Source organism: Shuttleworthella satelles DSM 14600 (assembly GCF_000160115.1).
GTDB classification, from domain to species: Bacteria; Bacillota; Clostridia; order Lachnospirales; family Lachnospiraceae; genus Shuttleworthia; species Shuttleworthia satelles.
In genome coordinates this window covers 316,573-338,862 of record NZ_GG665867.1, presented here as the reverse complement: position 1 = coordinate 338,862, position 22,290 = coordinate 316,573, and the positions used below count along the sequence as shown (strand labels likewise).

Here is a 22,290-nt window from a genome sequence, read left to right as displayed (position 1 = left end):
AAATAACCGGTCTCGTTCTATCAGAGCAGCAGGCAATCATTTCGTTTTCGCGCCTATTTCCCTTCGACTCTTGACATCAAACAGACCGTCTCCACATGCCTTGAGACAATGCCGTGGATGTCAACGGTTGTACCAAAAATCTCATAGGTCAAAACAGTATGACTGAAGAAGTCTATTTCCTAAGTGCATTTTCATCCAACAGGAACTGTTCAACTCCAAGGTACAAGATACCATTTTCATCCATCCACGGCTTAATATAATCTCTGGTCACTACAATCTTTCTGAAGGAATCCGGGATGCGGATGAGCGATGCGATTTCCTGCATCCTTTTTTCGGGTTCGGCAATGGACAATGCCGATTGAATGTAATACCGCTCATTCCCGCGATTCACAACAAAATCCACCTCAAGCTGTTTCCGCAGTTTCTTCCCTTCCGGCGTTTTGATATTCTGTTCCACAACGCCCACATCAACATCATATCCTCTCCGAACCAAATCGAGATAGAGGACATTTTCCATAATATGCGTTTCCTCCTGCTGGCGGAAGCCAAGCCTGGCGTTTCGCAGTCCGACATCTGTGTAATAATATTTCAGGGGAGTCTGCAGATATTTCTTTCCCTTTACATCATACCGATTGGCCCGGCATACCAGAAAAGCATCCTCAAAATAGCCGAGATACCGCTCAATCGTCGCAGGATTAATCCGCACCTGTTTTTCACTTCGAAATGTATTTGCTAACTTTGTCGGATTTGTAAGCGACCCAACCGCTGATGCTGTGATGTTAAGAAGATCATCAAGCACGGTTGCATCATTTTGTATGTTATGTCGTTCAATGACATCCTTTATATAGGTACGCCTGAACAAATCCTGGAGATATCTGCTTTTTTCTTCATGTGATGGAAGTAAAAAAGCGGCAGGCATGCCCCCATAAGTATAATAGTCGGGCCAGGCGTCTCTCTCATTTCCGCCATATACTTCATGAAATTCTGCAAATGAGAGCGGGTAAACACATATTTCATCCCCGCGGTCTCGGAACTGTGTCAACACATCGCTGGAAAGCATCTTCGAGTTGCTTCCGGTTACATACACGTCTGCATTCTTGATTTTCATCCATCCGAGAATAACATCGATAAAGGTGATTTTCGCATCTTTATTGTCTATATAGGGATTTCGGATTTCCTCCACAAACTGAATCTCATCGATAAAGATATAGTACTGCTTCTTTTTATCTGTTATCTGTTCCCTGATGAATTTATCAAGGTTCATCGGATTTCTATATTTTGCGCTGAGGACTTCATCAAGAGCAAGGGTTATAATCTGATCATCAGCCACACCATTCTCATGAAGATAACAAGCGAAAAGTCCAAACAGCAGATATGACTTTCCACACCGCCTTATACCAGTGATAACCTTCACTTTGCCGTTATTCATCTTTGCAATCAGCTTCTGCAGGTATTGTTGTCTTTTAAATTCCATTCATCAGCACCTTATCCTTTACGAAATATTTTGCGGAATCCGCATCTATTTTTCGTGTTTAATATACATGATCGTGCAAAGGTTTTCAAGTGTTATTTGAATAATTTTTGCGGAATCCGCATTTTTATTCTCTCGTTTTCATTTATCCAGTGATTCTCAAAGAAGACTTCAACCCAGATGCTATACAGCCAATGATTCTCATTTTTCTTCTGATTGATAATTCAGCTTTTTCAATTGACACATAGATGTTCTTGATATTGTCAATAATGGTTGACAGATTTTCCTCAAGGATTTACAACCCTAAGCTGCTTCCTGTAAAGATGAATCGTATTGTTGTCTCTTGACCATGGGTGGAAGGCCATCATTTGCGGAACAGATTCGACGGTTATTCCAGTAGCTCATGTAGTAACGCCAGATAAGCTCTTTTAGCTCAGTTACAGTCATCTTCTCGGTGTCATAGCAATCATATAAGAGTTCAGATTGCATTCTCGCCCACATGCTCTCACAACGAGTATTATCATGGCAACGGCCACCATCACTGTTCATGCTCTGTGTTATATGGCAGTCCTGGACGGCTCTACGGTAGCAATCACTGGTGTACTGTACTCCACGATCGCTATGGCAAATCGCACCTTCGATCCCCGGGTAAGCCTTATGAGCATTCCTCAGGGTTCGGGCAAACAACGGAGCCTTCATGTTGGTAGCCATTGCCAGTCCTAAGACAGCCAGATCAAAGCAGTCAAACATGGCAGAAACATAGAGTTTACCATCACTCGCCTTGATTTCGGTTATGTCCGTAACACATTTTGTCAGTGGCTCTGTTGACCTGAAATCCCGCTTGAGCAGATCATCCGATTTACGAGCAGCCTTGTCGGCTTTCGTTATTCCATTTGGTTTACGCTTTGGACGATGACTGATGCCGATTTCTTCCATTATTCGATAGACGGTCCGCTCACTCGGGATATCGACATTCTTCGGCTTCTTCTGCAGAAGAGCATCACGCATCCTGGAACGACCATAGGTATCATTACATTCATCTTCCTTTAGGATATCCCGCATAGCATCGGCCAGCTTCTGATATTTCCAAGGCCGATCCTTACGTTGCAGGTATTTATAGAATGCCTGGCAGCTCACATGGAGCATCCGACAGTAGAATGTAAGTTTTCCTTTCATCATGCCGCCTTCTGTCTTAACAGCGATATATTTCAGCCTTTCATTTTTGCTGACTTCAGACGGCTCGCGGCGAAAAAAGCGCTGTCTTCCTCCAGGAACTCATTTTCTTCTTTAAGGCGACGAATTTCCTTATCCTGATCTTTGACCTGCTTACGTAAGGTGATCAGCTCCTCATTCAGGGTCATAGCACTTTTGGGGGTCTGAGATCCCGCTCCAAGATCCAGATTTCCGAGCCTATTAGCGCGTATCCATGTATAGAGCGTGTTTTTGGGGATGCCGAGTTCATGTGTAGCTTTTGCCTGGCCAATCTCTTTTGCCAACTTAACTGTCTGGATTTTGTACTCCTGATCGTACTGTCTGTTAGTTGCCACCGTAAACGCCTCCTTATTTTTTTGATTATAATGAAATCCTTGCGAATAAGATGTCAACTTTATTTATACAGCATCACATCGCCGCACCTACAGGAAAGTTGTGTATGACGCTGAGAATCAATGCCTTGATGCGCCCGTCATCCCATACCCAGCCTCTCTGAAAGTCCGGCAGCTGTGCCGCTCCATTGTCCACAGCCTTCATCAAATCGGTAAGTGGTCTGTCATTCGTTTTCATCCTGCTTTTCGACTCCTTTACTTGTTTTCTCCATGCAGCTCCTTGTAGAGCCGTTCAGCAAGAGCCTGTTGTATGACTCTGTATTTTTCCGCATCGAGGAAGAGCTGCTCATAAGCCTCCGTGTTCTCCATGTAGGCTTCCTGTGCGGTCGTGTCAAAGATTCCGGGGAAGATGCTGTGTTCGTAAACCTGCCTGTCGTTGCTCTTGGCAGCCTTTTTCACCTTTGCATCCTTGCGCATCTTGGAATAGAGCGTGTCTACCATAACGCGATCTGCATCCGTAAAGTCTCCGAAAAATTCCTCGTTAATCCTGGCAATAATCTCATCCAGAGGACTCATCCTGTCTTTTTGTCCGCCGGCTTTTTTTGGCTGCGTAGGCTTCCACGAGCCCGGTTCAGCCTCCAGTTCAATCGCGCCCTCGAAGGTTTTTTCAAGCCGATAGTATTCCAGTTTTACGCGGTTATCGAGGTCGAACGGCTGTGTTTTATCGGCGGGCAGCAGTTTCGCGAGGTATGAGCACAGGATGTATTCCTTATGAAGTTCCTTATCAAACATCCTCGTTATCTGTGAAATGTAATTATACCATTTCACAAAAGCTCGGACTTCTCTGCGGAACTGATACCGCTGTTCCTGATTCAGCTGATTGTACCGGTCAGCAACAGGCTTGAGGATATTTGAAATCTTCCCCTGTGTGGCATTTGCCTTGCGAATATCCGGGTCAAAGTATATCTGCGATACTGCCTCAATATCTTCTTCGGAATAAACATTAAATCCATGAAGGATATTCTGCGTGGTGTAAATCAGGTCAAAATTAATCTCTTCATCAAGGCTCGTTTCCTGATAGAACGGCTGGAAAGCCTCTCTGATGCGGTCAACATCATTTACGAAATCCAGAACGAAGGTGTCCACTTTTCCGGGATAGGTTCTGTTCAACCGGCTCAAAGTCTGAACCGCTTTAACGTCCCTAAGTTCCTTATCCACAATCATGGTATGGAGCAGCGGCTCGTCGAATCCCGTCTGGTATTTCTCTGCAACAATCAGGATGTCCCCTTCATCGTGGAAGACATTCTTTGTTTGGCTCTCTTTAACGCGGTTTCCATTGCTGTCTACATTCATGGAACTTTCGGAGTATTCCGGACCGTCCGGATCATCCGGGTCTTTCAGGCTTCCGCTGAACGCGATCATGATTTCCACATCGTCATAATCATTCTGTTCCAGATACCGTTTGATTTCGTGGTAGTAGCGAACCGCCGCAAGCCTGGAGGCGGTTACGACCATCATCTTTCCGAGACCGCCAATCTTGTGCTTGGTAACATCCCGGAACGTCTCAACAATGATAGCAGCCTTTTGCGCGAGATTATGCGGATGCAGTTCCTCATAGCGGCGGATGGTGCGTACTGCTTTTGATGTGGGAACGTCGGGATTGTCCGGCACATTCTTTGCAATCTGGTAGCACATCTTATAGGTGGTGTAGTTTGCCAGAACGTCCAGAATAAATCCTTCTTCGATTGCCTGACGCATGGAGTAGATGTGGAAGGGATGGAAGGAACCGTCCGGCTGGGGCTCGCCGAAAATTTCAAGCGTTTTGCCTTTCGGAGTGGCTGTGAAAGCGAAGAAGCTCAGATTACTGTGTTTCCCCTGACTGAGCATTTCCTGAACGAGGATGTCCTTTGCCTCAATCTCGTCCACCGCTTTCTGCTCAAGTTCCGCATATTCTTCAAGCGCATCCGAGACGTCAGCGAGAGCGGCTTTCAGTTTCATCGCCGATTGCCCGGTCTGGCTGCTGTGCGCTTCGTCCACGATGATGGCATAGTGCTTGCCAACAGACGAATTGACCTGTTCATAAATGACTGGGAACTTCTGCAGGGTAGTGACAATAATGCGCTTACCCTTGTTGATTGCGTTCAGAAGGTCCTTCGAGCTTTTCTTATCGTCGATGGTTTCTACGCTGCCGAGCGTGTGGTCAAAGCTAGAAATTGTCGCCTGCAGCTGCTGGTCAAGTACACGGCGGTCTGTCACGACGATCACGCTATCATATACAGCTTCGTTTTCGGCATTATGCAGACTCGCCATTCGGTAAGCTGTCCATGCGATGGAGTTTGATTTGCCGGAGCCCGCGCTATGCTGGATGAGGTAATTGTGTCCCGGTCCGTTCTCGCGGACATGATCCACCAGTTTCCGCACAACATCGAGCTGATGGTAGCGCGGGAAGATGATTTTCTCTGTCTTCTTGATGTTGGCAGAGCCGTCAGGCAGGATTTCCTTCTTCTCGGTCTTCTCATAGCTGATGAACTTTTGAAGGATATCCAGGAGCTTGTCCTTTTGCAGAACATTCTCCCAGAAGTAGGAGATCACATACCCGCCCGTCGGATTAGGCGGATTACCTGCGCCGCCGTCATGCCCTGCGCCGTTGCTCCCCTGATTGAATGGAAGGAAGTTTGTCATCGGACCTTCAAGCCGCGTGGTCATGTAAACATCGTAAAGATCGCAGGCGAAGTAAGCCAGTATCCGCTTATTAAAACTGAAGACCGGTTCTTTCGGATTCCGGTTATATGCCCACTGCTTTTTTGCGTCATCCACAGACTGCCCGGTCAGCTGATTCTTCAGTTCGATGGCAATGACCGGGATGCCGTTGACGGCGAGCAGCATATCTATGCTGTTCTTGTTCTGCTCGGAATAATGCCACTGCCGGATGCATTGGCAGACATTTTTCTGATAGTTCGCCACCGCCAGTTCATTCAGTTCTGATTCCGGCTTGAAGTAGCACACACGGAAGTTGACGCCGCGATGCTTGAACCCATAACGCAGAACGGAAATGAGCCCATTCTGAACAACAGCGTTCTCGAACGACTTGTAGAACTGGCGTACCGGATTGATGGTACACATCCGCTCGAAGCGCTTCCATGCCATCGGCTGGGTGCTTTTTACGAAGTCCGTCAGCGTCACAATGTCCAGATTCATGCCACGGCTTTCCTCGCCACGAAGTCCGGCATCCGTCGCCTTCGTCCACCCGCCTTCTTCAGAAATGAGGTAGTCTTCTATGAATTCCTCAAATCTTTTTTCGGATTCATCCATGCTTTGAACTCCATCATAATACGCTCTGGCACGATCCTGAAATCCTTTCTTCTCATTCATAGGTCACACCACCTTTCGCTTTCCTGTAACAGCCTCATAAATTAGAGAACGCTTATATAACTCAAGTTCTTCAATCAAATGTTCAGTTGCCTCAATCGCAGTATCTGCATTGTCACATACGCAGTCTAATTTTTTTATAATTTGTAGTTGCTCTGATATTGGGGGACAAATGAACACCGATGAAAAGACTTCATTCGCCACAATGCTTGGAAGGGCAGTATGTGTAATGAAAGACTCCCAATCAAATATCGTAAGCATATAGTATAGATATTTGGGTAGCATCCATTTTTCATTGCACACGGCATAATAAATAGTGTCGACAGCCCAGAAAGGTCTATTTACATATATAGGCTTTCCGAGAGTACCCTTTCGTCCAAATAGGACAGCTTCTCCTGCGTATAACGGATTCTCTGTTTTCTTAAAAGAACCACCTGAGCCATAAACAGGTATGCTTCCTGTAGTACCATCACCAGGGATCGCTCTACCACTATATGTTGAGGCAAAATAATGCCCTTTTCCAATATTCCAATTCGAAGGAATCGATTTTGCCCACGATATTTCTGTATCTACCATTTCAACGTCTTTGGAGATGCCATGAGTAGTCACCTCTTTGATGGTCGATAACCGCCACCCTTTATAGCCCTCAATGCTGGATTTTGCTTCCTCGATTATCAAATCTATCTGCTGACAAACATCATCCAGATAAGAAACAATCGCATCTTGCTCTATCTGTGAAGGAAGAACTGATCGCAGCTCTTTAACCTCGTCATAGTTCAAGCCTTGTCTCACTCCTGAACCCATGCCGTAAAAACCTTTTTTGAGGTCAAAAGCATGAAGCAAATAATACAGATATCTGGCATTCGACGGGTTGATCGGCTGCAGAGTAGTATATGCCGAAGTAATGATGCCACGTTCTGTAGCCTGCCCGACACGCAAACTCGTATGGTCATTCTGAAGATCAGTAAGGCGCAGCACAATGTCACCGGCTTCGATGATGTTATATCCATCAAAAGAAGCAGGCAGCAGACCGTCCTTGGTATTGATGTCCTTGCGCTTTATTTTTCCATAGCTTAAAGAGAGCAGATTCTGTTCAGCGAGGTCAGAATTCTTGTTATTCACCCTTGTCGCAAGCTGATAGAGCGTCCGGACATTCCAGCTTGCAGGAACCTCGCCAATCCATTTGATTCCGCTGTCCTTCATGTCGGTGTATCGAACTGTTTCACTCATTCTGCTCACCTCCGAACAGCGCCCGCAGTTTCTGCATCAAGCTGTGTTCATGCTCTTCGATGCGCTTGGCTATTTCATCGGCCGACTCCATTTCAAGGTATTCATAAAATGTCTTGGTAAATGGAATCTCGTAACCAACCTTTGTCTTCGATTTGTCTATCCATGCACCCGGACGATAAGGAAGAACTTCCCTTTCAAAGTAAACATCCATATCTTCATCCAGAGGTACGGTTTCCGTATCACGCTTGGATGTATCAGCGACTTTCTTCCCCTTTTTGAGGATTGGTTCCCCGTCATCATCAAGCTGTGGGCTTTCCACCGTGATTTTGTTATAGCCGAGCGAAATCGAATCCAACCTTTTGCTTTTAACAACAATCGCTGTATTGCTGTCAATTTTCTTTTCGTAAGTCTTGCTGTCGTAGTCGCTGTAGGCTTTGACAATAAGATCACGGCAAACTTCAGTGATATCTACACGCTTATTACCGATTGGGCTCCTGCGCTGCTCATAGCAGCCGCTGGCATCGATCAGCAGAACCTGCTCTCGATGCGTCACAGGCTTATCTTTTGTGATGATCCATACATAGGTGGCAATCCCGGTATTGTAGAAACTGTCATTCGGCAGCTGAACAATGGCATCCAGCCAGTCATTCTCTATAATGTATCTCCTGATTTCACTTGGACCGCTTCCGGCATCCCCTGTAAATAAAGAAGATCCATTCTGGATAATTGCCATTCGGCCGGTATCTTTCAGCTTGGCTATACCGTTCAGCATAAAGAGCATTTGCCCATCCGACTTCGCAGGAAGTCCGACTCCGAAACGTCCAGCATCACCCTTTTTGTGCTCCTTCTCAACGTCCGCTGCCTCGCGCTTCCAGTCGATGCCAAAGGGCGGATTGGAAATACAATAATCGAAGGTGTATCCCTTGAACTTATCGTCATTTAATGTATCGCCGAACCGCATGTTGTCAGGATCACCGCCGCGGATAAGCACGTCCGCTTTAGCGATACCAAAAGTAAACGGATTAATTTCCTGACCATAGCAGATGATTTGTGCTTCCGCATCCAGCGATTTTATGCGTTCCTCCATGCAGGTAAGCATCTGGCTTGTTCCCATTGCCATGTCATATACGGTCTTGGCAGGGCTATCGGAGCTCGAAAAATCAGCCTCCATTGTCAACATGTCACACATCAGATAAATGATGTCCCTGCTGGTAAAGTGTGCTCCGGCTTCTTCGTCGTAGCTTTCGGAAAATCTCTGGACGAGATTTTCAAATACATAGCCCATATCGACAGCAGAGATTTTGTCAGGACTCATGTCTGCGCTATCTTCGCAGAAGTCGCTGATGACCTGATACAGAACCCCAGCATCGTTCATGCGGTCGATCTGGTTAAAGAATCCCATGTTTGCAAGAATGTCTATGACATTGTCGGAAAAGCCGTTGATGTAGGATTCGAAATTTGCCTTGATGTTCTCTGGGTCAGCTTTCAGCCGCTCGAAAGTAAAGGGGCTGACATTGTAGAAACGGTAACCGCCCGTGGCCGTCCGAAGGAATCCTTCTTTCACAGCGAGATGCTTGATCTTTTCGTATGTCGCAAGCACTTTATCATGGGTGGGGAGAAGGCAGTCGTGGAATCGTTTAATCACAGCCATCGGCAGGATAACAAGACCGTACTCATGGGGCTTGTATGCACCAAACAGGGAGTTAGCCACATTCCAGATCAGGTTTGCCTTTTCTTTAATATTGATGCCAACTGCCTTGATCTTATCGTTAGAGTCCATATTCTCTTGCCTCCTTGATGTTGTTCGAAATCTCATTCATTTTTTGAGTCAGCCTGGTGGTATGTATCCCAAGCCGATATTTTTCGCCATTCTCTTCGATGGTGTCGTAAGCGATAGTAAGGAAACATCGCGCCCTCAACACATCGAATATGCAGTGGGGCATTCCTCGGAATGCTTCACACACCGCCTGCAATGCCGTTGGATAGAAATCCGGCGGTTTTTCTTCTAATTCAAGGTAGCCGGAGATTTCCTGCTTAAACAAATCGATCACATCGACAAGGGGATCGAACCCCGGCAAATCGTCCGGCAGCGCATCCACCCATTTCTCCAAATCCTCTGTCTTCCAGTCACCAGATAGAAGTTCCATGAAAGCCTGATGCCTCTCATACGCAGATTTCAATCTTGGTCGGCTTTCCATGCCGTCTTTTATCTGCTGCCGCTCGAAATCGCTTTGAAGATGCTTGTCTTGCATGGTGAGAGCCGCATCCTTGAATTTCACAGGAAACCGCTTTCCATCCGAATGTATGATTTCAAGCATTGCGTTTCTGGCATAGCGAAGCAGGCACTCATCTGACACCACAATATTTGCGCCCGGAAACGCGGTCGCTGCAGCACTGCGTATGCTTTCAACTGGATCGATGAAAACCGTGTCAACCTCGTTCGTGTCCAATGTACGCAAAAAAGTCAGTACAGTTTCTTCCGGGGAGTCCTCAAGGATATCCAGGCAGTACACGCCGTCATCTCGCAGCGCATATACGATAGGTCGGGATTCACGAAAGAACACTACTTCCATGATTCCAAGTCTTTGCGGTGTGCTGACCGGCAGCAATAGTGATTCACGGTATTGAATCCTTCTGCGCATAATAGGTCCGATAGAGGCAGTAGACGCCGGGACACCGTAGTAATCGCAAACCTTCTTATAAGAGAAGCGGAATGTCCCATCTGCCAAGTCGTCTGACAGCCTGTTGGTATAGCGGCATCCTTTATCTCCGAAATCAATAGGCTCCGGGAAGACGCTGTTGTTGCAGCCGTCGCAGCGAAGGTATCGCTGATAAAAGGTCAGGTCTACCACACGGAACTTCTTTTCTTCCTCATCCTTGCCTGATGGCTTATCCCACAATATGTCTTTGAAGTTTCGCTTCACGACTTTTGAACACCGTGTTTTAGTCGATCCGCAAGCCGGGCACGCCACCTTGTCATCGGAAAAGTAACGCTCATGCACGGCATAAAAGTGATTGTCATCGCTCGTCTTCAGCGCGAACAAATCGTCGATGCCGAGAGCCGCGGTTTTTTCTTTTGACACATCTTTCCGCTTATACCGTTTCCTGCCCAAGAGCGCACTCCTCCTATTTTCAGTCTTCATTTCATTATACCACCATAAACCGAATAAATTAATTTATTATTTATATTTTACCACCAAAAAAGAAATGCCATAATTTTAGTAAAAATTTGCATCTTGCTATAATTGGGACTTTGACAGTTCGGGACTTTGACAGTTGAATAATTCTAAAAACCCTACAGGCCTTGAAAAGCCTGTTTTTTTGTCAAATTTCATCGGATTTACGATAGCTATATTAGGCTATATGTTGTATAATGGATATATAGGAGGAACAACATCATGAAGGTGTCCGTATCAAAATCTAAGAATCAGACTATTTATTACCTGAGTAAATCTGTTTGGGTGAATGGTAAATCCACTACGAAAACAATAGAGAAGATCGGTGCCGAAGACGATCTCCTAAAGATTTGCGGAGATCTCACTCCTCTAGAATGGGCTAAGCAGTATGCCGCCAAACGCTCTGCAGAAGAAAAAGCTTCAAAAAAGGACATCATAATCAAGTATTCCTCTTCTGCCAGGATTAAAAAAGATACCTGCCGCAGCGTAAATGTCGGCTATCTCTTCCTCAAGGACATCTACTATGATTTAAAAATCCACGACATCTGTGCGCAGATCGCTGAAAAGTATAAGTTCGAGTATGATCTGAATCACATCCTGTCGATGCTGCTCTTCTCCAGGATTATTTATCCGGGATCCAAGAGATCTTCTCTTGAAATTTCACGGAAGTTTCTTGAAAAGCCAGACTGTAAGTTCCATCACGTTTACCGGGCGCTGGAGATCCTCGCAAAAGAAAACGACTTTTTCCAGGCTCAGCTTTACAAGAATTCTGAAATGGTGCTGACTCGGCACAAGAGAGTCCTTTACTATGACTGCACCAACTATTACTTTGAGATTGAAGAAGCTGATGATTTCAGAAAATATGGTCATTCCAAGGAAAATCGACCGAATCCGATTGTCCAGATGGGTCTGTTTATGGATGCAGATGGTATTCCACTCACCTTCTCCGTCTTTAACGGAAATGAAAATGAACAGCCCTCAATGAAGCCGCTGGAGAAAAAGATCCTTACCGACTTTGGAATGACGAAGTTTATTGTCTGTACAGTTGCCGGACTATCATCCGTCTCGAATCGTATCTTCAACAGCACTCCAAACCGGAAATTTGTAACAACGCAACCGATCAAGAAGCTAAAAGGATTTCTCAAGGATTACTGTCTTGATGCGGATGGATGGCATCTGATCGGGGACAAAAGAGAGTACAAGCTTAGTGAATTAGATGAGAATGAGAACTATGAGAAAACCTTCTATAAAGACCGATGGATTAACGAGGACGGCCTTGAGCAGCATCTTATCGTTACCTTCTCCTTCCAATACCGGGACTATATGAGAAAAATACGCAGTCGGCAGCTTGAACGTGCCCAAAAACTTGTCGACAACCCCTCTTCTCTGAAAAGAAAGCGACCGAACGATCCCAAACGGTTTATCCGTCAGGATCACTGTACCTCTGACGGTGAGATTGCAGACAAAATGATCGCTTCGATGGATGAAAATGTTGCCAGAGAGGAAGAACATTATGACGGCTTCTACGCCGTATGTACAAACCTTGAAGATGATGCCGCAACGATCATCAGCATCAACCAAAAACGATGGCAGATAGAAGAATGCTTCCGGATTATGAAAAGCGAATTCCAGGCTCGACCGGTATATCTGAGCCGAAAAGATCGAATCACGGCACATTTCATCACCTGCTTCACAGCACTGATCCTTTACCGCATTCTGGAGAAGAAGCTAGGCGAGAGCTATACCAGCGAAAACATCATAAGAACGCTGAAAGAGATGAACATGCTGGTAGTGCCCGGTGAGGGGTATATCCCGGAGTACACTCGCACTGATCTTACGGATAAACTGCACGATGTATTTGGTTTCAGAACGGATTATGAGATTGTGTCTCAGAGAAATATGAAAAAGATTTTAACAGTAACAAGAAAGTAGAAATATAGCTAGAATTTAGAAACAGAACAGAAGCCCACAAATGGCGTAACTACGCGACTTGTGGGCTTCTCACTCTTAATTAACTGTCAAAGATGGGTTTCTCTTTGCAAGCGCTTTGCCATTTTTTTGCAATATTGACTCAATGCTATAGTGTTCAAATCATATTTACAGAACCCTCATTCACGTAAAAACAGACTCCCTGAGTTCCGAAGTTTGACATAACTTTCATCTCCCGCAAATTCTTGTAGTTCCGGGCTTTCTACGAGTTTCACTCCTTAATCCTTGACATCAACACCACCGTCTCCACATGTGTTGTCCATAGGATAGGAACACAAATTATTGACCTCGTCGCTTGAATGAGGATACAATTTGTTGTCAGTTTCCTCATTAACTTCCTTGGCATTTTTTCTTCTGCTCTTGAATAATCTTCCGTCCTGAGAATCTTTTTTTCCAGTCTTATATATGATAGTAATCATTGCAGGATCAATTTCACCTTCATCGTTAGTTCCCCCAATGATGATTTTATCTACTATACTTTCAAATACTGCCCTATCAAATTCCTCAAGATATTTATTGGACTCAAGTAATTTTTTAAACCCCTCGAGCCTTTTCTTCAACGCTTTTTCATCAGTGAGTGTTACTTCTAAAGTCCTTTTTTCTGCAAGTAATTTCTCTTTACTAATAGCTATTTCATTATACTTATCCTGATATATATCCATGCTGATTGACTCATTCAGCCTTAACTCAACAAGATCCTTTTCTTTCTTTAGTATCTTATCAAGTTGATTTGTTATCTTCTTCAGGTCTTTAGCTAAACTGTTGTCTTTCAATTCTTCTTCCACAGTTTTAAGGAATTCATTAGTAATTTCCACATTATTGTGGCATACCTGACGATAGCTTTCCATGAATGCTTTTTCTATGGCTTCTTCTTCAATCCCTTTACTATGCGGACAATACTTCTTTCCGTTTTTAGTAGCATTGACACACTGCCATATAACTTTTGTATACTCTGAACTCGAATGCCAATTTCTTCTTGAAAGATTATGACCGCAAAATCCACATTCAAGCATGCTGCTAAAAGCATATTTTCTTGAATACTTTTCTCTCTTACCGCCATTATTAGCAACGGTATTTCTGTTTTTTGACCTTCTTAATCTAATACCTTGAGCTTTTTCAAAATCTTCTTCCGAAATGATTGGCTCGTGATGGTTCTCTATATAAAACTTATCCTGTTCTCCGAAATTATCCAATCTTCTCTTTGAAATAGGATCAACCGTATAGGTCTTTCCCATCATAAGATCCCCTTTATATTTCTCGTTTTTTATGATTCCTAAAACTGTTGTTTCCGTCCATCTTTTATTTCCTCTTGGCGATAAATATCCTTGTTCTTCAAGTTCTCTGGAGATTACCATACCGCCAACACCTTCAATATATCTTCTGAAAATATATCTTACAATCTCAGCTTCTTTTTCATTGATAGAAATGCTTTTAGTTTCCGGATCATAGTCGTAGCCTAAACACCCTTGAAAGCCGACCATTTCTCCTCTTTCCATCTTCATTCTCAAACCTTTTTTGACATTGGCTGAAATGTTCTCTACTTCCTGTTGCGCAACTGAACTTAAAATTGTTAAAAGCAACTCTCCGTCCATTGTTAAGGTGTTTATGTTTTCCTCTTCAAAAAAGACCGCAACATTAAACTCTTTCAACTTTCTTACATACTTTAAGGTGTCTAATGTATTTCTTGCAAATCTTGATATAGACTTTGTAATTATCATATCTATATCGCCGTTCATACAATCATTGATTAGTCTTTGAAAATCAATTCTTCTGTCAACCTGTGTACCGGTTATCGCTTCATCAGCATATATTCCTGCAAGTGTCCACTCTTTATTTTTCTTTATAAATTCTGTGTAGTGTTCTACTTGAGAATTATAGCTGTTAATCTGATCTTCAGTATCTGTACTAACTCTGCAATAAGCTGCCACTCGCTTTATTGAGCGTTCAACACAGCCTGATGCAGTTCTTTTCAGTGTGGTATCACCTTTAATAACTTTTACATCTTTCTTCACTGCATCCGCCTCCTTTTTGTATCTCTCTATGCAGTTCTATTATACCACACTCGCAAAACATTATAAATATAATTCTGTTGAAATATTGTACTTTTTCATCAGTTTTAACTTTATCTTTCTGTATTCAATATCGTTTAGTAAATGTTTAGAGAGCAAGATAGATAGCATAGATAATTGGAGGCTATATCTTAATAGTTCATTATTCATTCTAAATCCTCCTCATATAATTTTATCTAAAGTTTTATGACATTAACGGGTGCTTAGGATAAGCAACATTGGAATCTCACCACCGCCCCTGTTAAGATGAGCCGGCTTTCACTAAAGAAGTATCATTATCATTACTCAGGTCATAGCTCACAAAGTTATCCTTGTCCTTTGCTTTAAGAAAATTTATTCATCGCTCGTTTCCTTATATCCTTATCTTTGACAGTATTCATTTAAACCGAATTTCTTCAGCAGAAAAGTCTTGGCGTAAATTTCTTACGCTCACTAAGTAATTAAAAGTCCCGTCATGGTCTATTCAGTTGTCAAAGAACAAATATTTGAAAGGGATTTTCTTTACATCTTCCTTTTTGTCATAAATAGGCTATATCTCTTATAAAGGTAAAGGAGGTCAAACTCCCCTTCACTTTACATAAGGAAAATTTGACCCCTTTGGTTACCGAAGTTTTAAAGTTCTTCGATGAATTTTTTCAGCTTTTCAAGAATTTTGTTTCTTCTTTTGATTAAAGCTGGATGTGTAATACTTTTAAGCTTTGCTACTGAACGAAGCGTTTCATCATTGAAGTACAAACGCTCAATGATGTCCCTTTCTTCATCATTTAGTCTTGATATAGCATTTCTCAATGCTTCAATCATTATCTGTGTTTCCACAATTTTTGCTACATCAATGCTTTCATCAACAATGTTATCTGCGAAGTGTCCATCATGATCCAATGATGAAAATGGAATAATTCCATACTTCCAATCCTTTTTTTGAAGATATTTTTCATGCTCGATTATCTTCCAATAGGCTTTATAGACATCTTCGCTTACCGATACAGCTTTTCCTTTGATATAAAGGGAATATTCTTTAGCCATTGTATTATCCTCCTTTGCCTGTTCTCTGTTTTGCTTTTGAGAATAAAAAAGGAGGACTTCTACACTTTGGCGTAAAAGGTCCTCTTGGAGTTATTTCTGTATTTAGTTTTACTATTAAGTCATGAGTATTTTCTTCGCATCACTTGCACAAATTTGCAGATAGAGTAACTCTATATAATTTTTGACAAACAATTAGCATTAAGGTGCATATTATAAGCATCGCTATTTGATATGACAAGTTCAAGAAAATCATCATTGTAACAGGAGCAGCAACCATAAATATTGCAATGAGATTGGTTAGTATAGCTGCTGTACTATGCTTTACTACACTTATCTCATCACTCCATATTAATTTCATATACCTCATGTTAATATACAGTCCCACAACTGAAATAAATAATGAATAACATATCGGAACAATCAATATCGAAAGCATTTGAATCACATTTAATTTAATTTTTAAGAAGATCATTGTAACGGCGAAAAAATAGCCTATAAAATGTATCAAGATATTTACCGCTATTTTACTGTTTACAATTTTTTTGACAGATACCGGCGATGATTGCAATATCCATAGATTATTACCCTCTAATGATATAGATGACGAAGTCGTACAAGACATTACTAAAAACGAAGCAATAACCAATGAAGCATATTGAGAAAGGATTAAATCTAATGACCTTATCCCAAATAATTTCTCTATATTCGAAACTCCAAACAAAATACTCGCAACCGAAGTAAAGCACAAAACCATAACACCTAAAGAGGTATTTATAACATAACTACTTGAACCTAAATACCTTCTCAATTCTTTTTCAAACAATGCTCTACATGGTTTCTTTATCTTAATCTCCAAATTGATACAAGATTTCCCTTGAAAGCTTCTATTCAGATATTGATGTATATTATCGTAGTTTTTCATTATTAAAAAACAGTACAAGCTGAAAATCACCACTGAAATAAGTATGAAAAGAACAATCCCATTTTGTAGATTTTCTCCTATATAAAACAACTTTGCTAAAGGAAATATTTTTATAAGCTTATTTTCTACGATTTCTTCTAACGCCACATTTTTCTCATCACGATTTATTGATATGGCTATGAAATATCCTATAAAAAATAAAAATGATAAAACGATATTCACAATATTTTTTCTTTTAAATAAGTTCCCTAATATCTCTATTAAAATTGCTAAAATAGAAGCCACACACATAGGAATGACAGGCGTAACAATACTTGTTGCTAAAAAAAACAGAAACAGTTTAATTGAAATGTATTGTTTAACTACCAACAAAATCATATCCGGTAATAATATGCTTTCACATATAACTATATCTATTAGATATAATAGAAAAAACTTACTTGCAATGACTTCCGACTTTTTCACGGGAAAAGAACTAAGCATTTCAAAGTCTTTATTGTAAAAGAAAATAGAATTACTTTTAAAAATCGTTGCTAATACTACAAAGAAAAATGATACGGAAACTCCATATGACATCGCATACTTATTTAACCCCATTTCTATAATTGATTTTATTGAAAACAAATTGTATAAGCACACCAACAGAAACACAGAAAATAGGCTTAATGCAGTATAAGTCAACGTTTCTTTTTTATTTTTCTCTCCATTTCCTATATTAAGGAGATTATTAAATACTTGATTTTTTGCAAGTATCATAGTATTTTTCATTTTTTAATCATCTCCATAAAATATTGCTCTAATCCATCTGCATTTTTTAATATTTCCGTCGTTTCCCCTTCAACAATCAAACGTCCATTATCTATCATTGCAATTTTATTGCATAACTTCTCTGCCACTTCTAAAACATGTGTTGAAAAGAAAATCGCTCCACCACCTCTTGCTAATTTTCTCATTTCTTCTTTTAGCAAGTATGATGATTTGGGATCTAAGCCCACAAAAGGCTCATCCATTACCAATAGCTTCGGAGAATGTATAAACGCTGAAATAATAACAATTTTTTGCTTCATACCATGCGAATAGGATGAGATTGCATTGCTTAGAAAGGCTTTCATCTCAAACAAGTTAGAGAAATAGTCTAATTTTTCTTTTCTTACATTCTTTTCGACTTCATATAAATCAGATATAAAATTTACATATTGAAATCCTGTCAAATTTTCATATACATCAGGGTTATCCGGTATATAAGCGATATCTTTTTTATAAATTTCATTATTTTTGCTTACCTTTTTACCATTAACAATAATTTCTCCATTAAAATCATGTATCCCCACAATAGCCTTTATAGTTGATGTCTTTCCTGAACCATTGGAACCTATAAAAGCATATATATCACCTGCTTCTACTGTTAGATTTAAATTATCAACTGCCACATGACCATTGCTATAAACTGTTGAAAAATTACTTATTTCCAGCATAACTCCTCCTAAAAATAGCCCCAGCAGAATAATCTGTCTGGAGCTATTTTACTCTGCTATATTTTCTTATCTTAAAGCTAAAAATATTACCAAGAAACTAATTGCTATTACACTTATTGGTACAAGATAGTATTTCCATGTTGCCTTTTCACTTCCTTGAAACTTTGCAATTGCAATAAAATTAATAAGTAAATACGCAATCGGTGCTCCGTAAGTTAAATAAGTTTTGGCAATAGTACCATTAACGTTACCCGATGAATCCCAATGTACAGGCACTACATCTGGTAAATTTTTACCAAATACCAGAAAAATACCAATTGTAGCTAAACATAAAATACTGCTGATGATTAGATGCTTAATTTTTGATGTTTTCATATTGTTCCTCCCTCTCTCTTTTTAACAATACAATGGAATATATCAGTGGAATGACATATAGCAGCGTTGCATAACTAACTACCCAAAACCATTTATTTGAAACCCTCATGGAGAGCATCAAAACACCGGAAATAATCCATAAATATCCCGCTAACCTATGCACTTTAAACCATAATACCGGTTTATCCAGAAGCCAGAAAAATTTCAATCCTACAAACCGACTGGGCTTTGTCTTAGGCAAATAATTTCCAACTGCAATGATAATTAAAGCTACTAAAACACGAATTATTTCCTGAGTATAATTTTCATTCTCCTGATTAAAAACATACTGACCATATTGTGATATGGCAAATATTACAGGGACACTCATTGCAATTGGTAGTATTAATTTATGTGGCAACCTATCTTTTTCTGCAAGTCTTCTGCCTATAATATCTAAGCCTATGCTAAATGTTGAAATTATTACTGGTAATACATACATCTTATAAAAACCAATTTCTCTATTTCCAGTAGTTAGTAGATATATACTTGCCGAAAAGCTAAGTAGCATTATTACTACATACCATTTTTTATTCTTCATTTTCCACTCCTTGAAACTGTGATAACCAAATTATCATTTCCTCAAATACGGATATATTTATGTCATAATATATGAAATTCTTATACTTCCTCTCCGTTACTAACTCTGCTTTCTTTAGCAAAGATAAATGATAAGAAATGGTCGAATTAGATAAATCATATTTTTCAGCAATCTCGCCCGCTGTAAGTGATTTTTGTTTTAAGGAGAGTAAAATATCCCGCCTGACAGGATCTGCTAATGCTTTAAATGTATTTGGAAATCCCACTAAATTTACCTCTTCTAATCTATATTTAATACTCGTAATGAAGCTATTTCGATTTATTTCTAAATAGATTATACTTCTTTACACAAAACATGTCAATTCTATTTCGAAAATATTCGAATTTTCATTTACAAAAAGCGGATAAATGAATTTCAAACATTTCATGTATTATGTTATAATATCTATGGACTTAATATTTGCTTAATGCTTGCTGTCCTTATCATTCTTTTGTAGCAAGCACAGTAAGTGTACGGACACTTACGGAAAAATTGATGAAGCAGCCCTTTGGGATCTGCTTCTTTTTTTATCAATTTTTAGCTTGTTAGGGAGAACCCTAAGACCCCGAAATACATATAAAGGAGGAATTACCTATGGCAAATAGGATACGAAATGAACGACTTGAAATTAAATTAACCGAAGAAGAAAAAGCTCTTTTTGAAGAGAAAAGGAAACTTGCAAAGTGCAGAAATATGAGTCATTTTATCCGCAAATGCGTTTTACAAAAGGAAATATATCAAGTAGATTTAAAGCCTTTTCGAGATTTACAAGGATTACTTTACAACGCTACAAACAACATCAATCAGATTGCAAAGCGAGTAAATTCGACAGGTGTAATCTACAAAGAGGACATAGGTGATATAAAAAAAGAGATTGAACATTTCTCAAAAGAGTTATGGCAAATTCATTCACTACTTCTGAAAAGAACATCTGAAACGGAAGGTGAATAATAATGGCTATTACAAAAATACACCCAATAAAATCGACTCTTAATCTTGCTATCGACTACATTGTAAATGGAGATAAAACAGACGAGCAGCTTTTAGTAAGCACTCATAAATGCCACGAATCAACTGCTCACACTCAGTTTTTAAGGACACGAAATGACGCAGGAACAAAAGGAACCGTTCTTGCAAGACATCTCATTCAATCATTTTTACCGGGAGAAACAAGCCCTGAATTGGCTCACCAGATTGGTATGGAGCTGTGTAAAAAGATACTCAAAGATGAGTACGAATTTGTCTTATCTACTCACGTAGATAAGGGGCATATCCACAATCACATCATCTTCAATAATGTAAATATGGTAACAGGTAGGTGCTACCAGTCTAACAAGAAAAGCTACCACCAAATCCGTTATCAGAGTGATAAACTCTGCAAAGAAAATAGCCTATCTGTCATTGACGAGTTTTACGAAAGCTATAAGAAAAAATATAAGATTAACGGTAAATCTTGGTATGAAAACGAACAGGCAAAGCATGGCACTTCTTGGAAAAGTAAACTTCAATTTGACATTGATAGAATAATAAAACAGTCAAAGGACTGGGACGAATTTTTAAAGAAGATGGCTGATCTTGGCTATGAAATCAAATACGGTAAGCACATTGCTTTTAAGCCAAAAGATAAGGCGAGATTTACAAGGACTAAAACAATCGGAGAAGATTATACCGAGGAAAGATTAAAAGAACGAATTGCAGAAAGAGAGTTTATCAAGACTCCCGACGTCAAAAAACGCATCGGCAATGTTATTGACATGAACACCAATGCAAAGGTAAAGGAAAGCAAAGGCTACGAATATTGGGCAACCAAACATAACCTTCATACAATGGCTGAGTCTGTTATTTATATCAGAGAACATGGCATTAAATCCGTTAAACAGCTTGACGAGTATATTCAAAAAGCAGCCGATGAAAGGCAAAATATACAAGAGAAAATCAAGGCTATTGATAAGGAAATGCAGAAGCTTTCCACCACTATGGAGCAAGTTCATACCGTTAAAAAATACAGAGCGTGCTACAAGGAATATACTGCTAATCCGTCTGACAAGGCATTTTTTGAAGAGTACAAAGCCCAGATTACCCTATATGAAAATGCTCTCTCAGAGCTTAAAAAATCTTATTCCAAGCTCCCAAATTCAAAGGATATTTTAGCTGAGCTTGATAAATTACAAGAAAAAAAGAATAGCCTTATGCAAGAGTATTCTTCCTCAAAATCCACTATGGACGAGCTTTATAAGATACGAAAAAATTACGGAATTTATATGGGTAAGGAGATGGAGAGATAATCTTTATCTCCTTTTTTCGCAAATAAAAAAAGAGTCGGTGCAGTCCCAAGACCACACCGACCATAAGTTTATCTCTCAGCTTCTTTTGATGTTTCTTTCTTTTCTTTAGGCTTTTCCTTATCTTCAGCCTGATATTTTTTGATAGCTCCAAGCACAGACTCTTTCTTTTCATCTCGACCTTTCATCTGTTCTTTTGCCTTTAAGAGCTTTGAAGAAAGTATCCTGATGTTAGTATGTTCCTTGCCGTTATCGTCAACGGAAGTTCTGATCTGTCCAAAGAGTTTTACAAAATCTCCCTGCTTAAAGTCTTTTGGAATATCACCCTTTTCTCCGTATGCGGAGCAATTATGATATACCTTATTGCCCTCATCATCTTTAGATGCCACAGAGAAGTTTACTACTTGAAAGGCTTCGCCGTTCTTATTTTCTCTTTCAACTACATCGATCTTTCCTACAATATTTCCAACGATATTGACAAGATTATCTTTCTCCTCTTGAACATAAGGAAGATCTTTAATCTGCCCCTGTTCTCTTAAATCTTCAATCATGTAATCAAATTCCTCATGCAGTAAATTAACGGTGTCATTGTCCATATAAGCCTCATAGAGCTTATCCAAAGCACTTTCATCGTTGATACCTTTTTCCATGCTGATAACCGCCTTAACAAAGTCCTTGTGATTATCACTTACCATATCTTCTATCTGATTTCTCATTGTTTTGTAATCCATGTTTTATCTCCTTTC

General features: G+C 40.4%; 20 protein-coding genes. 3 read left to right on the top strand and 17 right to left on the bottom strand.

Going from position 1 to position 22,290, the window contains the following annotated elements:
• Positions 1–172: 172 nt before the first annotated feature.
• From GCWU000342_RS08330 to GCWU000342_RS08300, 8 genes are all read right to left on the bottom strand, one after another.
• Positions 173–1,474, bottom strand: a complete 1,302-nt coding sequence (locus tag GCWU000342_RS08330; RefSeq protein ID WP_006906949.1) for an ATP-binding protein — start codon at positions 1,472–1,474, stop codon at positions 173–175.
• 300 nt (positions 1,475–1,774) lie between these two features.
• Positions 1,775–2,650: an IS3 family transposase gene (locus GCWU000342_RS08325; RefSeq protein WP_006906947.1), complete on the bottom strand. Its 876-nt coding sequence runs from the start codon at positions 2,648–2,650 to the stop codon at positions 1,775–1,777.
• 29 nt (positions 2,651–2,679) lie between these two features.
• Positions 2,680–3,018, bottom strand: a complete 339-nt coding sequence (locus GCWU000342_RS08320; protein WP_045000954.1) for a transposase — start codon at positions 3,016–3,018, stop codon at positions 2,680–2,682.
• A gap of 73 nt (positions 3,019–3,091) precedes the next feature.
• Positions 3,092–3,253: a DUF262 domain-containing protein gene (locus GCWU000342_RS10555; RefSeq protein ID WP_006906945.1), complete on the bottom strand. Its 162-nt coding sequence runs from the start codon at positions 3,251–3,253 to the stop codon at positions 3,092–3,094.
• A 17-nt stretch (positions 3,254–3,270) separates the two neighbouring features.
• A complete protein-coding gene (locus GCWU000342_RS08315; RefSeq protein WP_006906944.1) occupies positions 3,271–6,387 on the bottom strand; it encodes a type I restriction endonuclease subunit R in 3,117 nt (1,038 codons plus the stop codon).
• 3 nt (positions 6,388–6,390) lie between these two features.
• Positions 6,391–7,614, bottom strand: coding sequence for a restriction endonuclease subunit S (locus GCWU000342_RS08310; RefSeq protein ID WP_006906943.1), 1,224 nt, complete (start codon positions 7,612–7,614; stop codon positions 6,391–6,393).
• Positions 7,607–9,394 (bottom strand): type I restriction-modification system subunit M, encoded by a 1,788-nt coding sequence (locus GCWU000342_RS08305; protein ID WP_006906942.1) that lies wholly within the window; start codon positions 9,392–9,394, stop codon positions 7,607–7,609. The genes GCWU000342_RS08310 and GCWU000342_RS08305 overlap by 8 nt, the downstream gene beginning before the upstream one ends.
• A complete protein-coding gene (locus tag GCWU000342_RS08300; RefSeq protein ID WP_045000951.1) occupies positions 9,384–10,727 on the bottom strand; it encodes a transposase in 1,344 nt (447 codons plus the stop codon). Before GCWU000342_RS08300 ends, GCWU000342_RS08305 begins: the two co-directional genes overlap by 11 nt.
• A gap of 285 nt (positions 10,728–11,012) precedes the next feature.
• On the opposite strand from GCWU000342_RS08300, the gene GCWU000342_RS08295 reads away from it, so the two are divergent.
• Positions 11,013–12,722, top strand: coding sequence for an IS1634 family transposase (locus GCWU000342_RS08295; protein ID WP_006906940.1), 1,710 nt, complete (start codon positions 11,013–11,015; stop codon positions 12,720–12,722).
• Between the two features lie 275 nt (positions 12,723–12,997).
• Here the strand turns inward: GCWU000342_RS08295 and GCWU000342_RS08290 are convergent, their stop codons facing one another.
• From GCWU000342_RS08290 to GCWU000342_RS08255, 8 genes are all read right to left on the bottom strand, one after another.
• Positions 12,998–14,791: a recombinase family protein gene (locus tag GCWU000342_RS08290; RefSeq protein WP_006906939.1), complete on the bottom strand. Its 1,794-nt coding sequence runs from the start codon at positions 14,789–14,791 to the stop codon at positions 12,998–13,000.
• Positions 14,792–14,851: 60 nt separating this feature from the next.
• On the bottom strand, positions 14,852–14,998 hold the full coding sequence (locus GCWU000342_RS10925) for a hypothetical protein (RefSeq protein WP_039883526.1): 147 nt from the start codon (positions 14,996–14,998) through the stop codon (positions 14,852–14,854).
• Between the two features lie 462 nt (positions 14,999–15,460).
• Positions 15,461–15,871 (bottom strand): sigma-70 family RNA polymerase sigma factor, encoded by a 411-nt coding sequence (locus tag GCWU000342_RS08280; protein WP_006906938.1) that lies wholly within the window; start codon positions 15,869–15,871, stop codon positions 15,461–15,463.
• A gap of 139 nt (positions 15,872–16,010) precedes the next feature.
• Entirely contained in the window at positions 16,011–17,561 is a 1,551-nt protein-coding gene (locus GCWU000342_RS08275; protein WP_006906937.1) for a hypothetical protein, read from the bottom strand.
• Positions 17,558–18,268, bottom strand: a complete 711-nt coding sequence (locus GCWU000342_RS08270) for an ABC transporter ATP-binding protein (RefSeq protein WP_006906936.1) — start codon at positions 18,266–18,268, stop codon at positions 17,558–17,560. The genes GCWU000342_RS08275 and GCWU000342_RS08270 overlap by 4 nt, the downstream gene beginning before the upstream one ends.
• A 66-nt stretch (positions 18,269–18,334) precedes the next feature.
• A complete protein-coding gene (locus GCWU000342_RS08265; protein WP_045000948.1) occupies positions 18,335–18,643 on the bottom strand; it encodes a DUF1648 domain-containing protein in 309 nt (102 codons plus the stop codon).
• Entirely contained in the window at positions 18,624–19,223 is a 600-nt protein-coding gene (locus GCWU000342_RS08260) for an SdpI family protein (RefSeq protein WP_006906935.1), read from the bottom strand. The genes GCWU000342_RS08265 and GCWU000342_RS08260 overlap by 20 nt, the downstream gene beginning before the upstream one ends.
• A complete protein-coding gene (locus GCWU000342_RS08255) occupies positions 19,213–19,488 on the bottom strand; it encodes an autorepressor SdpR family transcription factor (RefSeq protein ID WP_004825167.1) in 276 nt (91 codons plus the stop codon). The genes GCWU000342_RS08260 and GCWU000342_RS08255 overlap by 11 nt, the downstream gene beginning before the upstream one ends.
• A gap of 368 nt (positions 19,489–19,856) precedes the next feature.
• On the opposite strand from GCWU000342_RS08255, the gene GCWU000342_RS08250 reads away from it, so the two are divergent.
• On the top strand, positions 19,857–20,213 hold the full coding sequence (locus GCWU000342_RS08250) for a plasmid mobilization protein (protein ID WP_006906934.1): 357 nt from the start codon (positions 19,857–19,859) through the stop codon (positions 20,211–20,213).
• A 2-nt stretch (positions 20,214–20,215) separates the two neighbouring features.
• Entirely contained in the window at positions 20,216–21,547 is a 1,332-nt protein-coding gene (locus GCWU000342_RS08245) for a relaxase/mobilization nuclease domain-containing protein (protein ID WP_006906933.1), read from the top strand.
• Positions 21,548–21,615: 68 nt separating this feature from the next.
• On the opposite strand, the gene GCWU000342_RS08240 is transcribed toward GCWU000342_RS08245, so the two are convergent.
• A complete protein-coding gene (locus tag GCWU000342_RS08240; protein ID WP_003042425.1) occupies positions 21,616–22,275 on the bottom strand; it encodes a single-stranded DNA-binding protein in 660 nt (219 codons plus the stop codon).
• Positions 22,276–22,290 lie beyond the last annotated feature (15 nt).

Excerpts from the sequence above, each read along its gene's own strand:
- GCWU000342_RS08315 (WP_006906944.1), bottom strand. The coding sequence starts at position 6,387 with ATGAATGAGAAGAAAGGATTTCAGGATCGTGCCAGAGCGTATTATGAT.
- GCWU000342_RS08265 (WP_045000948.1), bottom strand. The coding sequence starts at position 18,643 with ATGAAAACATCAAAAATTAAGCATCTAATCATCAGCAGTATTTTATGT.
- GCWU000342_RS08275 (WP_006906937.1), bottom strand. The coding sequence starts at position 17,561 with ATGAAAAATACTATGATACTTGCAAAAAATCAAGTATTTAATAATCTC.
- GCWU000342_RS08295 (WP_006906940.1), top strand. The coding sequence starts at position 11,013 with ATGAAGGTGTCCGTATCAAAATCTAAGAATCAGACTATTTATTACCTG.
- GCWU000342_RS08240 (WP_003042425.1), bottom strand. The coding sequence starts at position 22,275 with ATGGATTACAAAACAATGAGAAATCAGATAGAAGATATGGTAAGTGAT.
- GCWU000342_RS08305 (WP_006906942.1), bottom strand. The coding sequence starts at position 9,394 with ATGGACTCTAACGATAAGATCAAGGCAGTTGGCATCAATATTAAAGAA.
- GCWU000342_RS08330 (WP_006906949.1), bottom strand. The coding sequence starts at position 1,474 with ATGGAATTTAAAAGACAACAATACCTGCAGAAGCTGATTGCAAAGATG.
- GCWU000342_RS08270 (WP_006906936.1), bottom strand. The coding sequence starts at position 18,268 with ATGCTGGAAATAAGTAATTTTTCAACAGTTTATAGCAATGGTCATGTG.
- GCWU000342_RS08250 (WP_006906934.1), top strand. The coding sequence starts at position 19,857 with ATGGCAAATAGGATACGAAATGAACGACTTGAAATTAAATTAACCGAA.
- GCWU000342_RS10925 (WP_039883526.1), bottom strand. The coding sequence starts at position 14,998 with ATGAATAATGAACTATTAAGATATAGCCTCCAATTATCTATGCTATCT.
- GCWU000342_RS10555 (WP_006906945.1), bottom strand. The coding sequence starts at position 3,253 with ATGAAAACGAATGACAGACCACTTACCGATTTGATGAAGGCTGTGGAC.
- GCWU000342_RS08245 (WP_006906933.1), top strand. The coding sequence starts at position 20,216 with ATGGCTATTACAAAAATACACCCAATAAAATCGACTCTTAATCTTGCT.
- GCWU000342_RS08260 (WP_006906935.1), bottom strand. The coding sequence starts at position 19,223 with ATGAAGAATAAAAAATGGTATGTAGTAATAATGCTACTTAGCTTTTCG.
- GCWU000342_RS08310 (WP_006906943.1), bottom strand. The coding sequence starts at position 7,614 with ATGAGTGAAACAGTTCGATACACCGACATGAAGGACAGCGGAATCAAA.
- GCWU000342_RS08280 (WP_006906938.1), bottom strand. The coding sequence starts at position 15,871 with ATGGCTAAAGAATATTCCCTTTATATCAAAGGAAAAGCTGTATCGGTA.
- GCWU000342_RS08325 (WP_006906947.1), bottom strand. The coding sequence starts at position 2,650 with ATGATGAAAGGAAAACTTACATTCTACTGTCGGATGCTCCATGTGAGC.